The organism is Phaeovulum sp., from assembly GCF_030684035.1.
GTDB lineage: Bacteria > Pseudomonadota > Alphaproteobacteria > Rhodobacterales > Rhodobacteraceae > UBA6213.
This window is the reverse complement of sequence record NZ_JAUXPI010000008.1, coordinates 1-14,538: the sequence shown is the minus strand read 5'-3', so window position 1 is coordinate 14,538 and position 14,538 is coordinate 1. Positions and strand designations below refer to the sequence as shown.

At 64.7% G+C, this 14,538-nt stretch carries 13 protein-coding genes; 5 read left to right on the top strand and 8 right to left on the bottom strand.

Annotation, left to right across the window (positions count from 1 at the left end; genetic code table 11):
• Nucleotides 1-109: 109 nt before the first annotated feature.
• The 3 genes from Q8J98_RS02335 to cysE all read left to right on the top strand — a co-directional run bounded on the left by Q8J98_RS02335 (nt 110) and on the right by cysE (nt 4,401).
• Nucleotides 110-2,536, top strand: coding sequence for a glycoside hydrolase TIM-barrel-like domain-containing protein (locus tag Q8J98_RS02335; RefSeq protein ID WP_305292973.1), 2,427 nt, complete (start codon nt 110-112; stop codon nt 2,534-2,536).
• Nucleotides 2,529-3,239 (top strand): DUF2793 domain-containing protein, encoded by a 711-nt coding sequence (locus Q8J98_RS02330; RefSeq protein ID WP_305292972.1) that lies wholly within the window; start codon nt 2,529-2,531, stop codon nt 3,237-3,239. Before Q8J98_RS02335 ends, Q8J98_RS02330 begins: the two co-directional genes overlap by 8 nt.
• Nucleotides 3,240-3,597: 358 nt before the next feature.
• Nucleotides 3,598-4,401, top strand: a complete 804-nt coding sequence (gene cysE / locus Q8J98_RS02325; protein ID WP_305292974.1) for a serine O-acetyltransferase — start codon at nt 3,598-3,600, stop codon at nt 4,399-4,401.
• A gap of 47 nt (nt 4,402-4,448) precedes the next feature.
• Here cysE and Q8J98_RS02320 read toward each other — a convergent pair whose 3' ends face one another.
• The 7 genes from Q8J98_RS02320 to pgk all read right to left on the bottom strand — a co-directional run bounded on the left by Q8J98_RS02320 (nt 4,449) and on the right by pgk (nt 11,782).
• Nucleotides 4,449-5,771 (bottom strand): pyruvate dehydrogenase complex dihydrolipoamide acetyltransferase, encoded by a 1,323-nt coding sequence (locus Q8J98_RS02320; protein WP_305292971.1) that lies wholly within the window; start codon nt 5,769-5,771, stop codon nt 4,449-4,451.
• Between the two features lie 10 nt (nt 5,772-5,781).
• Nucleotides 5,782-7,146 (bottom strand): pyruvate dehydrogenase complex E1 component subunit beta, encoded by a 1,365-nt coding sequence (locus Q8J98_RS02315; protein WP_305292970.1) that lies wholly within the window; start codon nt 7,144-7,146, stop codon nt 5,782-5,784.
• Nucleotides 7,147-7,159: 13 nt separating this feature from the next.
• Nucleotides 7,160-8,164: a pyruvate dehydrogenase (acetyl-transferring) E1 component subunit alpha gene (pdhA, locus tag Q8J98_RS02310; protein WP_305292969.1), complete on the bottom strand. Its 1,005-nt coding sequence runs from the start codon at nt 8,162-8,164 to the stop codon at nt 7,160-7,162.
• Between the two features lie 73 nt (nt 8,165-8,237).
• Nucleotides 8,238-8,534, bottom strand: coding sequence for a septum formation initiator family protein (locus Q8J98_RS02305; RefSeq protein WP_305184354.1), 297 nt, complete (start codon nt 8,532-8,534; stop codon nt 8,238-8,240).
• A 226-nt stretch (nt 8,535-8,760) separates the two neighbouring features.
• The gene (locus Q8J98_RS02300; protein WP_305292968.1) at nt 8,761-9,690 is read right to left on the bottom strand and encodes a class I fructose-bisphosphate aldolase; all 930 of its coding nucleotides are present in this window, start codon (nt 9,688-9,690) and stop codon (nt 8,761-8,763) included.
• 110 nt (nt 9,691-9,800) lie between these two features.
• Nucleotides 9,801-10,592, bottom strand: coding sequence for an SDR family oxidoreductase (locus Q8J98_RS02295; protein ID WP_305292967.1), 792 nt, complete (start codon nt 10,590-10,592; stop codon nt 9,801-9,803).
• Nucleotides 10,592-11,782 (bottom strand): phosphoglycerate kinase, encoded by a 1,191-nt coding sequence (pgk, locus tag Q8J98_RS02290; protein WP_305292966.1) that lies wholly within the window; start codon nt 11,780-11,782, stop codon nt 10,592-10,594. Before pgk ends, Q8J98_RS02295 begins: the two co-directional genes overlap by 1 nt.
• Nucleotides 11,783-11,920: 138 nt before the next feature.
• On the opposite strand from pgk, the gene Q8J98_RS02285 reads away from it, so the two are divergent.
• Together Q8J98_RS02285 and Q8J98_RS02280 are read left to right on the top strand one after the other, a co-directional pair.
• On the top strand, nt 11,921-12,430 hold the full coding sequence (locus Q8J98_RS02285) for a peptidylprolyl isomerase (RefSeq protein ID WP_305184350.1): 510 nt from the start codon (nt 11,921-11,923) through the stop codon (nt 12,428-12,430).
• Nucleotides 12,420-12,995 carry a peptidylprolyl isomerase gene (locus Q8J98_RS02280; RefSeq protein WP_305292965.1) on the top strand — a complete coding sequence of 192 codons (576 nt, stop codon included), beginning with the start codon at nt 12,420-12,422 and terminating at the stop codon, nt 12,993-12,995. The genes Q8J98_RS02285 and Q8J98_RS02280 overlap by 11 nt, the downstream gene beginning before the upstream one ends.
• A gap of 39 nt (nt 12,996-13,034) precedes the next feature.
• Here Q8J98_RS02280 and Q8J98_RS02275 read toward each other — a convergent pair whose 3' ends face one another.
• Nucleotides 13,035-14,408, bottom strand: coding sequence for a M20/M25/M40 family metallo-hydrolase (locus Q8J98_RS02275; protein WP_305292964.1), 1,374 nt, complete (start codon nt 14,406-14,408; stop codon nt 13,035-13,037).
• Between the last annotated feature and the right edge of the window lie 130 nt (nt 14,409-14,538).

The window sequence follows — 14,538 nt, the reverse complement described above, 5'->3', positions numbered from 1 at the left end:
CACCTCCACAGGAGAACAGGTCAACAAAATTCATTTCCATATCTGGTGGCCCCTCGTCATAGATACCCTACGAATAGCGCACCTGAACGGCTTTGCGAATAGGAGATTGGTGACAGCGCGTCATTCAGCAGGCAAGGGGCCCGGGTTTGGCCAAGTTAGGTCCAGATTAGGTTTCTCGGGCCTGACTATCTGGCTGACAGGTCGAAAAACGCTAAGAAAACAAGGCTTTAAGTGCTGTCTGGCTCTGGTTCGACTGGGGATCGACAACTACATGCCGCTGTCGGACTGGCGCGAGGGCGAAGAGCATGCGGATGCCGCCTGGGGCTCGATTTACAACATCGACTATCTGAAGGCGAACATTGCCGGGGGTGAAGGCTTTGACTGGTATTATGCGGCCCCGGAGCACCGTGAGGCGCAACTTCGCACGCCGATAACCGATGGTGCCCATGGCGAGCCGTGGGTGTGGCGCCCGAAGGATCTTCGCGGATGGTGGGAAAGCCCGCATCACGAGCGGATCGGCGGGGTTCGCCAAACGGTCGCAACCGCCTGGGTTCCGGCTTCAAAGCCGATCTGGTTCACCGAAATCGGATGCGCTGCGGTGGACAAAGGCGCAAACCAGCCCAACAAGTTCCTCGATCCAAAGAGTTCGGAATCGTCGCTTCCCTACTATTCCGACGGGCGGCGAGACGAGTTGATGCAGATGCAGTATCTGCGTGCAATGGTGGATTTCTGGTCCGCCCCTGAAAACAACCCGGTTGCCGATCACTACGCGGGCGCGATGGTCGATATTGACCGTGCCCATGTCTGGGCCTGGGACGCGCGGCCATTTCCGCAGTTTCCGGGACGTGCCGACATCTGGTCGGATGCGGAAAACTATGCGCGCGGGCACTGGATATCGGGGCGCGTTTCGGCGCAGCCGCTGGCGAGTGTCGTGGCCGAAATCTGCGTGTCGCAAGGGCTGCGGAACATTGACGTCTCAGGGCTTTATGGGGTGGTCCGCGGCTATGCCGCAGCGGGCGGCGAAAGCGGCCGCGCGGCGCTGCAACCGCTGATGCTGGCATATGGGTTCGAGGCGATCGAACGCGACGGGCAGGTTGTTTTCCGCATGCGGGACGGGGCAGTGCATGCGCAACTCACCAATGAGGCGCTGGCGCTTGGCGAGGGGCCGCGCCTGCAAACGAGCCGCGCACCCAAGGCCGAGACTGCGGGGCGGGTGCGGCTGAACTTTGTCGAGGCTGATGGTGATTACGAGACCCGCTCGGTCGAGGCGGTTTTTCCGGACGAGGCGGCAGGCGAGGCCGCGCAAAGCGAGATGTCGCTGGTTCTGACCCGCTCCGAAGGGCAGCGGGTGGTCGAGCGCTGGCTTGCTGAAGCGCGGATTGCGCGCGACGGCGCCAGGTTTGCGCTGCCACCTTCGCTGGGGTTCATTGGCGCGGGCGATGTGGTGGCTTTTGATTCGGCCGAAATCGCCGGGCGTTATCGCATTGATCGTGTCGAGCAGGCTGGTGCGCTTGAAATAGAGGCCACCCGGGTGGAGCCGTCTGTTTATACGCCTTCCGATGAGGCCGAGGGCGAGATTGCGCTGCGCGCGTTCAGCCCGCCGGTGCCGGTGATGACAGTGTTCATGGATCTGCCGCTGATGCGTGGCACCGAGGTGCCGCATGCCCCGCATCTGGCGGTTGCCGCCACGCCCTGGCCGGGCTCGGTTGCCGTTTATGCGGCGATCGAAGATGACGACTATGCGTTTGATCGCAGCATTGCGGCGGCTTCGGTGATCGGCACCACGCTGGCCCCGCTTTATGCGGCGCAGGCGGGGGTGCCGGACCTTGGCGAACCGCTTCGCCTGCGGCTGCCGAAAGGATCGCTCGAGTCGGTTTCACGCGCGCGGCTTCTGGACGGGGCGAACCTGCTGGCAATCGGCGATGGCGGCGCGGACAATTGGGAGCTGCTGCAATTTGGCCGCGCTGAACTGGTGGAGCCCGGTATCTGGGAGATCAGCGAGCGGTTGCGCGGGCAGGCGGGCAGCGACGCGATCATGCCCGAGGTCTGGCCCGCAGGCAGCATGGTTGTGCTGATGAACGGTGCACCCGCGCAGATCGATCTGGCCCTTGGCGCGCGCGGCCTCGCGCGGCATTACCGGATCGGGTCGGCGGCGCTCGGCTATGACGATGCGTCTTATGTGCACAGGGTTGAGGCGTTTGACGGGATTGGTCTCAGGCCCTACGCGCCGTGTCATTTGCGGGTGCAGATGGACGGCGGCGATGCCGTTGCCAGCTGGATCCGCCGTACCCGAATTGACGGCGACAGCTGGGCGGGAAGCGAGGTGCCGCTGGGCGAGGCATTCGAGGCCTATCTGGTGCGCGTGGTCGAAGGCTCCGTGATCCGGCGCGAGGATATCATCGAGCTTCCTGAATGGGTTTACCCAGCCACGGCGCAGGCGGAGGACGGTATAGCCGGCCCCTATGAGATTCACGTGGCGCAACTTTCCGATGCCTTCGGTGCCGGACCTTTCGCAAGGATACAAATTCATGGTTGAGACTACTCGAATGGCGTTGCCACTGTTGCAACCGGCACAGGCGCAAAAGCATGTCACGGTCAACGAGGCGCTGATGCGGCTCGATGGGCTGGTCAACCTTGTACTCGAGTCGCGCAGCATCGCCCTGCCGCCGACGACAGTGCCAAATGGCCAATGCTTCGGGGTTCCCCTTGGCGCGGTGAATGCCTGGGCCGGGCAGGGCGGCAGGGTTGCCATTGGCACCAATGGTGGTTGGGTTTTTGTGGCCCCACAATTCGGCTGGCGCGCTTTCATCGCGGATGAAGGCCGAAGCGCGCTGCATGACGGTACCGACTGGGCGGCGGGCGCATTGACGCTTAGCCCGCACGGGGCAGGGCTTTTGGCGGGCGTGAGCGAGATCGATCATGTGATAGGGGCGGTTGCCACATCCACCACCGAAGCCATCATACCCGGCCAGGCAATGGTGATCGGAGTTTCAGCGCGGGTGGTGAGCGCGATCACCGGGACGCTTACTAGTTGGCAGCTTGGCAATGTGGGTGCGCCCGACCGCTTCGGGTCTGGTCTCGGAATCGCAGAGGAATCATGGGCGCGCGGTATGCTTTCGCAACCGATGACCTTTTGGTCCCCCGAGCCGCTGCTGCTGAGTGCTACCGGTGGAAACTTCGCCGGCGGGGTGGTGCGACTTGCGGTGCATTACCTTGAGATTTCGCTGCCTTCGGTCTGAAATGCGGCAGATCACCCACGGCGATCTTTGCACCGCGGCGCGCGCCATTCTGTCTGTGCAGCCTGCGGCACGCGATGCGGCACTTCAGCGGATGCTGGAGCAGGCACAGGCGGCCGATGCCTACCGCGCGCGGTTTGGGCGCGCGCATCCGCGCTGGGGCAATGGGTCGCTGATGGGTGTGGCCTGCCAGCCGCCGTTGCCCGCCGAACCGTTCCTGTCGGACCCTGAGTACCTCGATTGCCTCGCCCGGGTTCTCGCCATGCTGCGCCGCCGACGGGGTGCCTGCGGAAATCGACTTTCGCGGTACGTTGGCTTTGACTATGCTCGGAACCCGAGGGTCAGGGCGATGGGTGGGATGATGGCGGAGAAGAGGGCGAAGATTGCTGCGGTGGATCCGGTCTGGACGCGGATTTGCGACGAGGCGCGCAAGGCGGTGCATGATGAGCCGCTGCTCGGCGGGTTGATCCATTCCGGCCTGTTGCACCACGCCAGTTTCGAGCGCGCGCTGGCCTACCGCTTTTCGCTCAAGCTGGCGTCGGGCGAGATGAGCGAGCAGATCTTGCGCGAATTCGCCGATGAGGCCTATGCCGACGAGCCGGACCTTGGCCAGGCAGCGCGCGCCGATCTGGTGGCTGTGCATGACCGTGATCCGGCTTGCCACCGCTATGTGCAGCCGGTGCTGTTCTTCAAGGGATTTCAGGCGTTGCAAGCCTATCGCGTTGGCCATTGGCTTTGGCGCAAGGGGCGGCATGACATGGCGTATTTCGTGCAGATGCGCACCTCGGAAGCCTTTGGCGTGGACATTCACCCCGCAGCGCGGATCGGGCGCGGGGTGATGATCGACCACGCGCATTCGATCGTGATCGGTGAGACTGCGGTGGTGGGCGACAATGTCTCGATGCTGCATTCGGTAACGCTGGGCGGCACCGGCAAGCAGGAGCAGGACCGCCACCCGAAGATCGGCAATGGTGTGTTGATCGGCGCGGGGGCGAAGGTGCTTGGCAATATCCGGGTCGGTGACAATTCGCGCATCGCCGCGGGCTCGGTGGTGCTCGAGGATGTGCCGGAGTGCAAGACGGTGGCTGGGGTGCCCGCGCATATTGTCGGCGAGGCGGGATGCGAGCATCCGGCGACCGAGATGGACCAGTTGATCCGTGAATGAGAAACGCCGGGGGCGACCCCGGCGCTTTTTCGTTTCTGCAAGCGAGATCAGGCCAGCATTGCCATCGGGTTTTCGAGGTTCTCGACGATGGCTTTCAGCAGTTCGGCCCCCAGCGCGCCGTCGATGACCCGATGATCGACAGACAGAGTCATCGACATCACCGTGGCGATCACCACCGCATCGCCTGACACCACCGGTTTTCTGATCCCGGCACCGACAGCGAGTATGGCCCCGTGCGGCGGGTTGATGACAGCGTCGAAGTTTTCGATGCCCATCATGCCAAGGTTCGAGATTGCAAAGCTGCCGCCCAGGTATTCCTGCGGTGCCAGCCGACGCGTCTTGGCGCGGGCGGCAAGATCTTTCATCTCGGCGGAAAGCTTCGAAAGGCTTTTGGACTCGGCGTCTTTCAGCACCGGGGTGAACAGCCCGCCCTCGATGGCAACCGCCACCGCCACATCGGAGGCCCTCATTTTCAGGATCCTGTCACCCGCCCAGACGGCGTTGGCTGCGGGCACCGCTTGCAGCGCGAGCGCGCAGGCCTTGATGATGAAATCATTGACCGAGAGCTTCACCCCGCGCGGCGCAAGCTGCCCGTTCAATTGCTCGCGGAACGCCAGCAGCGCGTCGAGCCGCACTTCGCGGCGCAGGTAGAAATGCGGGATCGTCTGCTTGGCCTCGGTGAGCCGCGCGGCGATGGTGCGGCGCATGCCATCGAGCATCACCTCTTCGTAGGCGCGGCCCTCATACATGCGGGCGACGGTTGAGGCGCTGACCGGGGCGGCTGCCGCGCCAGGGGCGGGTGCCGGGGCCGGGGTGGGGGTTGCGGGTGCCGCAACCGGGGCCATGACCGGCGCGGCGGCAACGGCAGGGTGCGCGGCAGTGGCGGCCCCCGCCACATCGGCCTTGACCACCCGGCCGCGTGGACCGCTACCCTGAACCTTGGCAAGGTCGATGTGCTTTTCCGCCGCGATCCGGCGGGCAAGCGGCGAGGCGAAGACCCGATCAACGGCGGCGGCGCGCGCAGGCGTCGCGGCGGCGACGGCGGCAGGGGCCGCGGCGGCAGGCACGGGGGCGGCAGGCGTTGCGGCGGGTGTCACTTGAGCGACGGCGGCGGGGGCGGCGGTTTCGCCCTCAACCAGCAACGTCGCAATCGGTGTATTCACCTTCACTCCCGAAGCCCCTTCGGGCACCAGAAGCGCGCCGATCACGCCTTCATCGACCGCCTCGAATTCCATCGTCGCCTTGTCGGTTTCGATCTCGGCGAGGATCTGCCCGGATTTCACCGTGTCGCCCGCTTTCACCAGCCATTTCGCCAGCGTGCCCTCTTCCATGGTGGGCGACAGCGCCGGCATCAGGATTTGCTCAGCCATATCTTTCCCCCTACCGATAGGTGACTTTTTTCACCGCCGCCACGACCTCGTCCGGGGTCAGCAGCGCCAGTTTTTCAAGGTTTGCGGCATAGGGCATGGGCACGTCCTTGCCGGTGCAGTTGATCACCGGGGCGTCAAGGTAATCGAAGGCGCGCTCCATGATCGTGGCGCTGAGGTGGTTGCCGATGCTGCCCACCGGCCAACCTTCCTCGACCGTCACGCAGCGGTTGGTCTTCTGCACGCTGGCAATCACCGTGTCATAATCGATGGGGCGCAGGGTGCGCAGGTCGATGACTTCGGCCGAAATACCCTCGGCGGCCAGCTTGTCGGCCGCCGCAAGCGCATGCACCATGCCGATGCCGAAGCTGACAATTGTCACGTCCGTCCCCTCGCGCCAGACCCTAGCCTTGCCAAACGGTATGGTGAAATCCGGCAGGTCGGGCACTTCGAAGCTGCGCCCGTAGAGAATTTCGTTCTCGAGGAAGATCACCGGGTTGCCATCGCGGATCGCGGTTTTCAAAAGGCCCTTCGCGTCTGCGGCGGAATAGGGCATCACCACCTTCAGCCCCGGCACCTGCGCATACCAGGCCGCATAGTCCTGGCTGTGCTGCGCACCCACGCGCGCCGCCGCCCCGTTCGGGCCGCGGAACACGATCGGGCAGCCCATCTGCCCGCCTGACATGTAAAGCGTCTTGGCGGCGGAATTGAGAATGTGGTCAATCGCCTGCATGGCGAAGTTGAAGGTCATGAACTCCAGAATCGGCCGCAGCCCGGCGAAAGCCGAGCCAACGGCGATACCGGCGAAGCCGTGTTCGGTGATCGGGGTGTCGATGACCCGGCGTGCGCCGAACTGATCAAGCAGGCCCTGGCTGATCTTGTAGGCACCCTGATACTCGCCCACCTCCTCGCCCATCAGATAAACCGTCTCGTCGCGGGCCATTTCCTCGGCCATCGCCTCGCGCAATGCCTCGCGCACGGTCATGGTTTTCATCGGTGTGCCTGCGGGCCAGTCGGGTGTGGCTGCAGCCATGGGAACTGGCTCGGCTGCGGGTGCCGCCTTGGCCGCGACCGGGGCCGCGGCGGGTGCCGGGGCGGCGACGGCGGCGGTCGGCGCAGCGGTCGCCGCAGTCTCACCCTCAACAATCAGCGTCGCAATCGGTGTGTTCACCTTCACGCCGCTGGCACCTTCGGGCACCAGAAGCGCGCCAATCACGCCTTCATCGACCGCTTCAAACTCCATCGTCGCCTTGTCGGTCTCGATCTCGGCCAGAATCTGGCCCGATTTCACCGTGTCCCCCGCTTTCACCAGCCACTTGGCAAGGGAGCCCTCTTCCATCGTGGGGCTGAGCGCGGGCATCAGAATTTCGGTTGCCATCTCTCTGCCTCCGTTACACGGTGATGTCGGTCCAGAGCGCGGAGAGGTCCGGCTCGGGGCTGGTTTTGGCGAATTCTGCGGCCTCGTTGACGATCGCCTTGATGTCGCGGTCGACCAGCTTCAGGTCGTCATCGGTGGCATGGCCCCCGGTCAGAAGCAACTCGCGCACATGCTCGATGGCGTCGCGTTCGTCGCGCATCTTCTGCACTTCCTCGCGCGAGCGGTATTTGGCCGGGTCCGACATCGAATGACCACGGTAGCGGTAGGTCATCATTTCCAGAATATAGGGCCCCTTGCCTGCCCGGCAGGCGGCCACCGCGCGCTGGCCTGCGGCCTTGACCGCCAGCACGTCCATGCCGTCAACCGCCTCGCCCTTGATCCCGAAGGCCGCGCCGCGGGTGTAGATATCGGCGCTGGAGGTTGAACGGCGCTGCGCGGTGCCCATGGCGTACTGGTTGTTTTCGATCACGAAAACCACCGGAAGCGACCAGAGCGCGGCCATATTGAAGGTCTCATACACCTGGCCCTGGTTCGCCGCGCCATCGCCGAAATAGGTAAACGAAACATTGTCGTTGCCCAGGTATTTGTCGGCAAAAGCCAGCCCCGCGCCGAGCGGTACCTGCGCGGCCACAATGCCGTGGCCACCGTAGAAGTGCTTTTCCTTGCTGAACATGTGCATGCTGCCGCCCTTGCCGCGGCTGTAACCACCGGCGCGGCCGGTCAATTCGGCCATCACCCCCTTGGGGTCCATGCCGCAGGCCAGCATATGGCCGTGGTCGCGGTACGAGGTGATGCGCTTGTCGCCTTCCTTGGCGGTGGCTTCAAGCCCGACCACGACGGCCTCCTGACCGATGTAAAGGTGGCAGAAGCCGCCGATCAGCCCCATGCCGTAAAGCTGGCCGGCCTTTTCCTCGAACCTGCGGATCAGCAGCATTTCGCGGTAGAACTTCAACAGCTCCTCGCGCGAGACATTTGGCCTGTCCGCACTCGCACCCGCTGCGGCCTTGCGTGAAACCATGGCGGCGACCTCCCATAGTCAGGAATAGTTCAACGTTAAACCATTCCATAACCGATCCCGAAGTCGGGTGCAATCAGCGGATCAGGATCTCGTTTGCGCGCAGGTAGCCAAGCACGTCCCGGGCGCGTTCGTCGAGCAGATCGATGTCGAGGTACCCATCTGAAAGCCGCCGCGTCAGGTTCGCCATGCGCGCCGCCTCGGTCGCCAGCGCATCGCGCTCGATGCGCAGCGTGGCGATCTCCGCCTCGACTTGCACCCGCTTGAGCAACCCGAACGAGCCCTGCAAGGCCGCGATGGCAAAGTATCCGCCCGTCACAAGAGCGACCATAACCAAGATAAGCGGCCCGAACCCGGGGCGTCTTTGTGCCATGCCTGCCTCATCCGCCACCGCTCTTGCCGTCTGGGGTGGTCGCTTCGGCGAATCATGCCACAGATGATTCGCCGAGGGAATCCCCTAGAGTCTGTCTGGCGCAGATAGAAGCGCCAGACAGGTGTCAGCTTCCGGTTTTGCGCCTGTCTTGCGACAAAACCGGTGCCCAACTTGTCGGACAGGCTCCAAGGAGCGCATGGCACGCCTTTGCAGGCCAGGTTTGGCCTCAGGCGCGGCCCTTGTAGATATCCACCAGCTTGCCGAGCATCGCCAGCGCATCCTCGCGCGAGCGCTGGAAGCTGTTGCGACCGATGATCGAGCCGTTGCCGCCGCCGTCGCGAATGGCGCGGGCGTCGTCATAGACCGAATCTTCGCCTTTCCGCGCGCCGCCGGAAAACACCACGATCCGCCGTCCGCCAAGGCTTGCCTGCATGCAGTGGCGCACCCGCGCGGTCTGCGTGGCAATGTCGATCTTCTGCGCCTCGTACACCTTCTTGGCTTCGGGCAGCATCAGATAGTCGGTGGAAAGCTTGATCTTGATGATATGCGCCCCCAGCAGCGCCGCGATCTGCGCCGCATAGGCGGCCACGTCGATCGCGTTTTCGCCCTCCTTGGTAATCGCCTCACCGCGCGGGTAGGACCAGATCACCGTGGCCACGCCCTTTGCCGCCGCCTCCTGCCGCATCGCGCTGATTTCCTCATACATCTCCAGCGCGGCATCCGAGCCGGGGTAGATGGTGAAACCGATTGCCGAGCAGCCGATTCGCAGCGCGTCATCGACATTGGCGGTGATCGCCTGGTTCTTGCCCGCGGTGTCGCTCATCAGGCTGTTGGCGCTGTTGCATTTCAAAATCGTCGGAATTTGCCCGGCAAAGGTATCCGCCCCGGCTTCGAGCATTCCCAGCGGCGCGGCATAGGCATTCAGCCCGGCGTCGATCGCCAGTTGATAGTGGTAATGCGGGTCATAACCCGCCGGGTTCGGCGCAAAACTGCGTGCCGGCCCATGTTCAAAGCCCTGATCGACCGGCAGGATGATCATCTTGCCGGTGCCGCCGAGCTTGCCCTCCATCAACATGCGGGCGAGGTTGGCCTTCACGCCGGGGGTTTCGCCTTCGTAATTGGCAAGGATTTTCTGGACAATACGGGTGGCGCGCATGGGGCTCTCCTTTGCGGCTAAGATACGAGCACAGGTCTAGTTTTTCGGGCGCGGCTGCGCAATCGCTGATGGCGCTTACGGGGCCCAGATGCGCGCGAAAGCCGCGCTTTTCAGCGGCTGCGCGCCATGAAGACGCCAGCAAGGCGCGCGATCAATGCGCGCGGCAGCAGGCGCGGACCAAAGGCAGAAAGCGTGTTCATCGCGCCCGGTATCACGATCCGTCTTGCCGCCATCATGCCGCGCCAGCCTGCCTGCGCCACGCCCTCGGGTTTAGGCATCGGCAGCAATTTCATCAGCCGCATCGTGCCGGTGCCTGCGCGGTCGAAAAAGCCGGTGTCGGTGGCACCGGGGCAAAGTACGGTCACGCTGACCCCGCTGCCCGCCAGATCCACCGCCAGCGCTTCGGAGAGGCTGAGCACAAAGGCCTTGCTTGCGCCGTAAACTGCCATGTGCGGTGTCGGCATGAAAGCGGCGGTCGAGGCGACGTTGAGCACGCGGCCCGCGCCTGCGGCGCGCATATGCGCCACTGCAAGCTGCGCCAGCGTGGTAAGCGCCCGGATATTGACGGCAATCACTTCTGCCTCTTGCGCACCCCCCTCGGGGCTGGTGCCGAATGCGCCGTGCCAGCCCAGCCCGGCGTTGTTCACCAGCACCCCGATCTGGCCGCCGGAAGCGGTCAGCGCCGCGGCCCAAAGCGCCTCTGCCGCGCTCGGTTCGGCCAGATCAAAAGCGGCAGGGGTTACCTGCACCCCATGGCGCGCACGCAGCTCCGCCGCAACCGCTTCCAGCTGCACCGCGCCGCGCGCGGAAATCACCAGGTTCCAGCCCGCCGCTGCCGCCTCGGCAGCAAGCGCCTGCCCGATGCCTTGCGACGCCCCCGTTATCAGTGCCCAGCCCTCCATCAGCGCATCAGCGCGGCAACGCCGGGCAGCTCCTTGCCTTCCATCCACTCCAGAAACGCGCCGCCCGCGGTTGACACATAGCTGAAATCATCGGCGACCCCGGCCTTGTGCAGCGCCGAAACCGTGTCGCCGCCGCCTGCAACCGAAACCAGCTTGCCCGCGCGGGTCAGTTCCGCCGCCTTTTGTGCCGCCGCAGTGGTGGCGGCATCGAACGGGGCAATTTCAAAGGCACCGAGCGGGCCATTCCAGATCAGCGTCCGGCAGGCTTCGAAAGTTCGGGAAATCTCGGCAACGGTTTTCGGCCCGGCATCGAGAATCATCGCATCCGCCGGGCAGGCGTTGGCGGGCAGAACCTCGCTTGGCGCACCTTCCGCGAATGCGCGCGCCACTACCACATCGACCGGCAGATGAATGGCGCAGCCCTTATCGGCAGCCCGCGCGATGATTGCCCGCGCGGTGTCGGCCATGTCGCGCTCGGCCAACGAGCGGCCGACGTCGATCCCCTGCGCCACCAGAAATGTATTGGCCATGCCGCCGCCGATCACCAGATGGTCAACGCGCGCCACGAGGTTTCCCAAGAGGTCGAGCTTGGTCGAAACCTTGGCCCCGCCAACCACCGCGACCACCGGCCGCAGCGGCAAACCGAGCGCCGCCTCAAGCGCCTTCAATTCTGCCTGCATCAGCCGCCCGGCGGCCGCGGGCAGAATATGCGCGATGCCTTCGGTCGAGGCATGGGCGCGGTGCGCGGCCGAAAAGGCGTCGTTGACATAGACCTCGCCAAGCGCCGCCATCGAAGCCGCAAGCTGCGCGTCGTTCTTTTCTTCGCCTTCGTGAAACCGGGTGTTCTCCAGCAGCAGCACCTCGCCCGCCGCCATTGCCTGCACCGCGCGCTTGGCCGGCCCGCCGATGCAGTCCTCGGCAAAGCGCACCGGCACGCCAAGCGCCTTTTCCAGTTCGGGCAGCAACGGTGCAAGGCTCATTTCCGGCACCACCTTGCCCTTCGGCCGTCCGAAATGCGCCAGCAATACCGGCTTGCCGCCCTTGGCCAGAATGTCCCTGACGGTTGGCACGATCTTTTCGATCCGCGTCGCATCGCTGACCTGGCCGTTTTCCATCGGCACGTTGATATCGACCCGCACCAGCACGACACGCCCGCGCATCTCGATCTCGTCCAGCGTCTTCCAGCCCATCGCAGCCGCTCCTCAATTCCGGTTCCGCGGGCGAACTTGCGCCCAGGCGCACGCATTCGTCAACACCATGCGGCGCTTTGCACTTCCCTTGACGGTCCCCGGTGATTAAATCACGGTCAAACGCTTCAGGAGTTGCGCATGGCCGAGATCAAAGACCCGGAAAACACCATCATCATCACGCTCAAGGATGGGCCGGTGGTGATCGAACTGCTGCCCAAGGTGGCACCCAAACATGTCGAGCGGATGAAGGCGCTGGCGCGCGCCGGGGCCTACGACAATGTCGCCTTTCACCGGGTGATCGAAGGCTTCATGGCGCAAACCGGCGATGTCGAACACGCCAACATGGAAAAGAACTACAACCCGCGCCGCTCCGGCACCGGAGGTTCCGACCTTCCCGATCTGCCCGCCGAATTCTCGCGGCTGCCGCATTCGCGCGGCTCGATCGGCGCGGCGCGCTCTTCCAGCCCGAATTCGGCGAACAGCCAGTTCTTCATCAATTTCAGCGAGAACAGCTTTCTCAACGGCCAGTATACCGTTTACGGGCAGGTGATCTCGGGCATGGAACATGTGGACAAGATCGCCCGCGGCGAACCGCCAGCGAACCCCGACCGGATGATTTCGGTCAAGGTGGCCGCCGATGTCGCGTAACTTCCTTGCGGTGCTCCTCGCGCTTGGCCTTGCGGGCGGCGCTGCGGCGCAAGAAGTGGCCGACGGCCCCGGCCCGAACCTCATTCTCGATGTCGCAGGCCAGGCCAGCGGCCGGATCGTCATCGACCTGCTGCCCGACCTTGCGCCCAAACACGTCGATCAGATCGTCGCTCTGGCGCGCGAAGGGGCCTATGACGGCGTGGTGTTCCACCGCGTCATCGACGGTTTCATGGCGCAGACGGGCGATGTGCAGTTCGGCAAGAAGGGTGGCGATCTTGCGCTCGCGGGCATGGGTGGCTCGACCCGACCGGATCTGCCGATCGAGACTTCCGCAGTTCCCTTCACCCGCGGCATCGTCGGCATGGCCCGCGCAACCAGCCCGAACTCGGCCAACAGCCAGTTTTTCATCATGTTCGGCCCGGCCCCGCAGCTTGATGGCGGCTATACCGTGGTCGGTCGGGTGCTTTCCGGCATGGAGGTGGTCGATGCGATCCGCAAGGGCGATGACCGGATGAACGGCCTCGTCACCGACCCGGACTATATCAGCGCTGCCAGCGTCCGCTGAGCCTTCGCCCGGCCCCGGTACAGGGCCGGGCCGTGGGTCCTAGCCGGTGATCCGCGCCAGTATCCGCGCCCAGGACCGGACGCCCTTGTGAAAACACTCAAGGTCGTATTTCTCGTTCGGCGAATGGATCTGGTCGCTGTCCTTGCCAAAGCCGATCAGCATCGCATCCATTCCCAGCACGGTCTTGAAATAGCCCGCAATCGGGATCGAGCCACCGCAGCCGATAAAGGCCGCGGGCATTCCCCATTCCTCGCCCAGCGCCCGGCGCGCCGCCTCGAAAGCGGGGTCGGCCATGCTCATCGTGCTTGCCGGGGCGGTGCCGTGGCTTTCAAAGCTGGCGGTGCAATCGGGCGGAAGCTGGGCTTGCACATAGGCACGAAACGCCGCGCGCAGTTTCAACGGGTCCTGGCGGCTGACCAGACGAAAGCTGATCTTGGCATGCGCCTTGGCGGGCAGCACGGTCTTGAAGCCGTCGCCGGTATAGCCGCCCCAGATGCCGTTGACCTCGCAGGTGGGCCGGGACCAGAGCATTTCAAGCGGCGTGCGCCCGGCCTCGCCCGCCGGGGTGGTAAGCCCGACCTCGCCCAGAAACTCGGCATGGTCGAAGGCCAGGCTCTGCCACTGCGCGCGCACCGCCTCGGGCAACTCGTCCACATCGTCATAAAACCCCGGCACGGTGATCCGCCCGGTCTCGTCGTGCAATCCGGCGATGATCCGCGCAAGCACCCGAATCGGGTTGATCGCGGCACCGCCATAGGCCCCCGAATGCAGATCCTTGTTCGGCCCGCTGATCGTCACCTCCTCGCCCAGCAGGCCGCGCAATGCGGTGGTGATGGCGGGCTGGCGGTCGGCGAAAAGCCCGGTGTCGCAGATCAGCGCCAGCTCGGCCCGCAGTTCCTCGGCGTTCTCCGTCATGAACGGCACCAGCGAGGGCGAACCGCTCTCCTCCTCGCCCTCCAGAAAGATGGTGAGGTTTCCGGGCAGCACGCCATGCTCGGCCTTCCAGGCCCGGCAGGCCTCGATGAAGGTCATCAACTGGCCCTTGTCGTCCGAGGCCCCGCGCCCGCGGATGACCTTGCCCTTGGCCGTGTCCTGCAACTCGGGGTCAAAGGGATCGCGCGCCCAGAGCGACAGCGGGTCAACCGGTTGCACGTCATAATGGCCGTAAAAGAGAATGTGCCGCCCCGGCCCCCGGTGCCGCGCCACCACCATCGGATGCCCCGGCGTCGGTCGCGCCGATGCTTCAAACCCGAGGCTCTGCAACTCCGCCACCAGCCAGTCCGCCGCCTCGGCACAGGCGGGCTTGTAAACCGGATCGGTCGAGATCGAGGGAATGCGCAGAAGCGCCAGCAGCCGCTCCACCGCTTCGGGCAGGGTGGCGTCGATCCGGTTCAGCACGTTCTCAAGGCTCATCGCAGGCACTCCTTCATTGCGGCGCGCCGAGCCTAGCACCCGCCCCGGCGGTGTCCAGCGCCTGCCCTGAATGCTTCAGCCCAAATATCCCGGGGGGTGCGGGGGCGCGCAGCCCCCGCCCGGGCCCCCC

Coding starts and splice junctions, on each gene's coding strand:
- Q8J98_RS02330 (WP_305292972.1), top strand. CDS start 2,529: ATGGTTGAGACTACTCGAATGGCGTTGCCACTGTTGCAACCGGCACAG.
- cysE (WP_305292974.1), top strand. CDS start 3,598: ATGGCGGAGAAGAGGGCGAAGATTGCTGCGGTGGATCCGGTCTGGACG.
- Q8J98_RS02320 (WP_305292971.1), bottom strand. CDS start 5,771: ATGGCTGAGCAAATCCTGATGCCGGCGCTGTCGCCCACCATGGAAGAG.
- Q8J98_RS02315 (WP_305292970.1), bottom strand. CDS start 7,146: ATGGCAACCGAAATTCTGATGCCCGCGCTCAGCCCCACGATGGAAGAG.
- pdhA (WP_305292969.1), bottom strand. CDS start 8,164: ATGGTTTCACGCAAGGCCGCAGCGGGTGCGAGTGCGGACAGGCCAAAT.
- Q8J98_RS02305 (WP_305184354.1), bottom strand. CDS start 8,534: ATGGCACAAAGACGCCCCGGGTTCGGGCCGCTTATCTTGGTTATGGTC.
- Q8J98_RS02300 (WP_305292968.1), bottom strand. CDS start 9,690: ATGCGCGCCACCCGTATTGTCCAGAAAATCCTTGCCAATTACGAAGGC.
- Q8J98_RS02295 (WP_305292967.1), bottom strand. CDS start 10,592: ATGGAGGGCTGGGCACTGATAACGGGGGCGTCGCAAGGCATCGGGCAG.
- pgk (WP_305292966.1), bottom strand. CDS start 11,782: ATGGGCTGGAAGACGCTGGACGAGATCGAGATGCGCGGGCGTGTCGTG.
- Q8J98_RS02285 (WP_305184350.1), top strand. CDS start 11,921: ATGGCCGAGATCAAAGACCCGGAAAACACCATCATCATCACGCTCAAG.
- Q8J98_RS02280 (WP_305292965.1), top strand. CDS start 12,420: ATGTCGCGTAACTTCCTTGCGGTGCTCCTCGCGCTTGGCCTTGCGGGC.
- Q8J98_RS02275 (WP_305292964.1), bottom strand. CDS start 14,408: ATGAGCCTTGAGAACGTGCTGAACCGGATCGACGCCACCCTGCCCGAA.